Origin of the sequence: Micromonospora deserti, from assembly GCF_003236335.1 — a bacterium.
In the GTDB taxonomy this organism is placed as follows: Bacteria; Actinomycetota; Actinomycetes; order Mycobacteriales; family Micromonosporaceae; genus Micromonospora; species Micromonospora deserti.
Map to the genome: position 1 here is coordinate 1 of NZ_POUB01000385.1, position 4,340 is coordinate 4,340.

General features: G+C 69.3%; 2 protein-coding genes. Both read left to right on the forward strand.

Features of this window, described 5'->3' with window-relative positions:
- Nucleotides 1–3,684 (forward strand): hybrid sensor histidine kinase/response regulator (locus tag C1I99_RS29730; RefSeq protein ID WP_111137498.1); only part of this gene is annotated, 3,684 nt, incomplete at its 5' end.
- Nucleotides 3,681–4,235 (forward strand): response regulator, encoded by a 555-nt coding sequence (locus C1I99_RS29735; RefSeq protein WP_111137499.1) that lies wholly within the window; start codon nucleotides 3,681–3,683, stop codon nucleotides 4,233–4,235. The genes C1I99_RS29730 and C1I99_RS29735, both read left to right, overlap by 4 nt.
- The last annotated feature ends 105 nt before the right edge of the window (nucleotides 4,236–4,340 follow it).

The window sequence follows — 4,340 nt, forward strand, 5'->3', positions numbered from 1 at the left end:
GGCCGGGCGGGTGAGGTGGCGGACGCCTTCAACGAGGTGGTCTCGCTCCAGGAGCGGCACCACGTGGACCTGCGGCGGATCAGCCGGATCGTCGGCCGGGACGGCCGGCTCACCGAGCGCCTGGACGACGAGGGGTTGGACGGCTCCTGGGCGGAGGGCCAGCGGGCGGTCAACTCGCTCATCGACGACCTGGGGCGGCCGACCACCGAGATCGCCCGGGTCATCGTCGCGGTCGCCGAGGGTGACCTGTCCCAGCACATGGCGTTGGAGATCGACGGCCGCCCGCTGCGGGGTGAGTACCTACGCATCGGGCGCACCGTGAACACGATGGTGGACCAGCTGTCGTCGTTCGCCGACGAGGTGACCCGGGTGGCCCGGGAGGTGGGCACCGAGGGCAAGCTCGGCGGCCAGGCCGACGTCCGGGGCGTCGCCGGCACCTGGAAGGACCTCACCGACTCGGTGAACACCATGGCATCGAACCTGACCGGCCAGGTGCGGTCGATCTCCCAGGTGGCGACGGCGGTGGCCAAGGGCGACCTGTCGCAGAAGATCACCGTCGGGGCGCGCGGCGAGGTCGCCGAGCTGGCCGACACGATGAACTCGCTCACCGACACGCTGCGCCTCTTCGCCGAGCAGGTGACCAGGGTGGCCCGCGAGGTGGGCACCGAGGGCAAGTTGGGCGGCCAGGCCGACGTGCCGAACGTGGCGGGCACCTGGAAGGACCTCACCGACAGCGTCAACTCGATGGCGTCGAACCTGACCGCCCAGGTCCGCAACATCGCCCAGGTCTCCACGGCGGTGGCCCGGGGTGACCTGTCGCAGAAGATCACCGTGGCGGCGCAGGGCGAGATCCTGGAGCTGAAGGACACCGTCAACACGATGGTGGATCAGCTGTCGTCGTTCGCCGACGAGGTGACCCGGGTGGCCCGCGAGGTGGGCATCGAGGGCAAGTTGGGCGGCCAGGCCCAGGTACGCGGGGTCTCCGGCACCTGGCGGGACCTGACCGAGAACGTCAACCAGCTGGCCGGCAACCTGACCTCGCAGGTGCGCAACATCTCCCAGGTCTCCACGGCGGTGGCGAAGGGTGACCTGTCGCAGAAGATCACGGTCGACGCGCAGGGTGAGATCCTGGAGCTGAAGTCGACGGTGAACACGATGGTGGATCAGCTGTCGTCGTTCGCCGACGAGGTGACCCGGGTGGCCCGCGAGGTGGGCACCGAGGGCAAGCTGGGCGGCCAGGCCCAGGTGAAGGGGGTCTCCGGCACCTGGCGGGACCTGACCGACAACGTGAACTCGATGGCGTCGAACCTGACCTCGCAGGTGCGCAACATCGCGTCGGTGACCACGGCGGTGGCGAAGGGTGATCTGTCGCAGAAGATCACCGTCGACGCTCGGGGTGAGATCCTGGAGCTGAAGTCGACGGTGAACACGATGGTGGATCAGCTGTCGTCGTTCGCCGACGAGGTGACCCGGGTCGCGCGCGAGGTGGGCACCGAGGGCAAGCTCGGCGGCCAGGCCCAGGTAAGGGGCGTCGCCGGCACCTGGCGGGACCTCACCGACAACGTCAACCAGCTCGCCTCGACGCTCACCACCCAGCTGCGCGCGATCGCCCGGGTCTCCACCTCGGTCACCCGGGGCGACCTGACCCAGCGGATCAACGTCAAGGCGCAGGGCGAGGTCGCCGAGCTGAAGGACAACATCAACCAGATGATCGTCACCCTGCGGGAGACGACCAAGAAGAACGCCGAGCAGGGCTGGCTGGACTCCAACCTGGCCCGGATCGGCGGCCTGCTCCAGGGCCAACGCGATCTCGGCGAGGTCTGCCGCATGATCATGATGGAGGTGACCCCGCTGGTCGACGCGCAGCTCGGCGCGTTCTTCCTCGCGGACAACTCCGAGGGTGTGATGCGGCTGCGGCTGACCGCCTCGTACGGCTACGTGGCCCGGGGGCACGACGTCACCTTCGGACCGGGTGAGGGGTTGGTCGGGCAGACCGCGCTCTCCCGCCGGACGATCCGGGTCAGCGCCGCGCCCGACGGCCGGCTCATGCTCCGCTCCGGGCTGGCCGACACGCCCCCGGCCGACCTGGTCGTGCTGCCGGTGCTCTTCGAGGGCGAGCTGCTCGGCGTGATCGAGTTCGCCAGCGTGACCACCTTCTCCGAGCTGCACCTGTCCTTCCTTGAGCGGCTGGTGCTCACCATCGGTATCGCGGTCAACACCATCCAGGCCAACCGCCGCACGGAGGAGCTGCTGGCCCAGTCCCAGCGGCTGGCGCACGAGATGCAGGAGCAGTCCGCCGAGCTGCAGCGCACCAACGCCGAGCTGGAGGACAAGGCCCAGCTGCTGTCCGAGCAGAAGGGCAACATCGAGACCAAGAACCGGGAGATCGAGCTGGCCCGGCGCGGCCTGGAGGAGAAGGCCCAGCAGCTCACCCGGGCGTCGGCGTACAAGTCGGAGTTCCTGGCGAACATGAGCCACGAGCTCCGTACGCCGCTGAACTCGCTGCTGCTGCTCGCCCGGCTGCTGGCCGAGAACTCGGACCAGAACCTCACCCCGAAGCAGATCGAGTTCGCCAAGACCATCCACAGCGCCGGCTCCGACCTGCTCTCGCTGATCGACGACATCCTGGACCTGTCCAAGATCGAGGCGGGTCGAATGGACGTCGAGCCGACGGAGGTCCGGTTCGACGAGATCCGCAGCTACGTCGAGCAGGCGTTCGCCCCGCAGGCCGAGGAGAAGAGCCTGGACTTCCAGGTGCGGATCAGCAAGGGCCTGCCGCCGGCGTTGGTCACCGACGCCCAGCGGTTGCAGCAGATTCTGCGCAACCTTCTCTCCAACGCGGTCAAGTTCACCGACAACGGCGCGGTGACGCTACGGATCGCCCCGGCGCCGGAGAACGCGGTCTTCGACGTGCCGGCGCTGACCAACGCCCGGCAGGTGATCGCCTTCACGGTGGTGGACACCGGCATCGGCATCTCCGACGACAAGCTGTCGATCATTTTCGAGGCGTTCCAGCAGGCCGACGGCACCACCAGCCGCCGCTACGGCGGCACCGGGCTGGGGCTGTCGATCAGCCGGGACCTGGCCCGGCTGCTGGGCGGCACGATCGGTGTGTCCTCGGCGCCCGGGCAGGGCTCGACGTTCACCCTCTTCGTGCCGGACGTGCTGGCCCCGGACGCGGTGGTCGCGCCGTTGCCCCCCTCGCCGTCCCGGGCCGGCCTGCCGTCGTCGCTGCTGATGCCGCCGCCGGAGCTGCCCGAGCCGTCCCCGACCCCGGCCACCCGGCAGCTGGAGGGGGTGACCGTGCTGATCGTGGACGACGACGTCCGCAACGTCTTCGCTTTGACCAGTGCGCTGGAACTGCACGGGATGACCGTGTTGTACTCGGACAACGGGGCGGACGGCGTCCGCCTGCTGGCCGAGCATCCGGAGGTGGACATCGTCCTGATGGATGCGATGATGCCTGATCAGGACGGCTATGAGACGACCCGGCAGATCCGTCGCAACCACCGGTTCGCGGAGCTGCCGATCGTCTTCCTGACCGCGAAGGCAATGCCGGGCGACCGGGAGTCGGCGCTCGCCGCCGGGGGCAGCGACTACATCACCAAGCCTGTCGACCTGGACGAGCTGATCGAGCTCATGGCGTCCTGGATCAGCGGCAGCCGCACCGAGGAGAGTTCGTGACCCAGATGGCGAAGGCGCTGCTGGTCGACGACCGGCGGGAGAACCTGATGGCCCTGGAGGCGATCCTCCAGGGGCTGCCGGTCCAGTCGGTCGCCGTGGAGAGCGGCGAGGCGGCGCTGAAGCAGCTGCTGGTCGACGACTTCGCGGTGATCCTGCTCGACGCGCAGATGCCGGACATGGACGGCTTCGAGACGGCGGGCCACATCAAGCGGCGGGAGCGGACCCGGCACGTGCCGATCATCTTCCTCACCGCCGCGGACCGGGACGCCCAGCTTGCGCTGCGCGGCTACGCGGTGGGCGCGGTCGACTACCTGACCAAGCCGTTCGACCCCTGGGTGCTGCGGGCCAAGGTGTCGGTCTTCGTGGAGCTGTGGGTCAAGACCCGGCAGTTGTCCGCGCAGTCCGACCTGGTGCGGGAGCGGGACGCGCAGTTGCGGCTGTTGAACGACGCGGTCGACGAGGCCAGCGCGTTGCTGCGCACCGACGATGCCGACGCCCGCCACCGCGCCGTCGACCTCCTGGAGCAGGCCCGCTGGGGCCACACCCCCTGACCCACCCAGCCCGATCCTGCCCGCTCGTCCTCCCACGCGCTTGATCATGAGGTTGGCGGGACGGAGTGCCCGGAATGTCACCGCCAACCTCATGATCAACAAGGC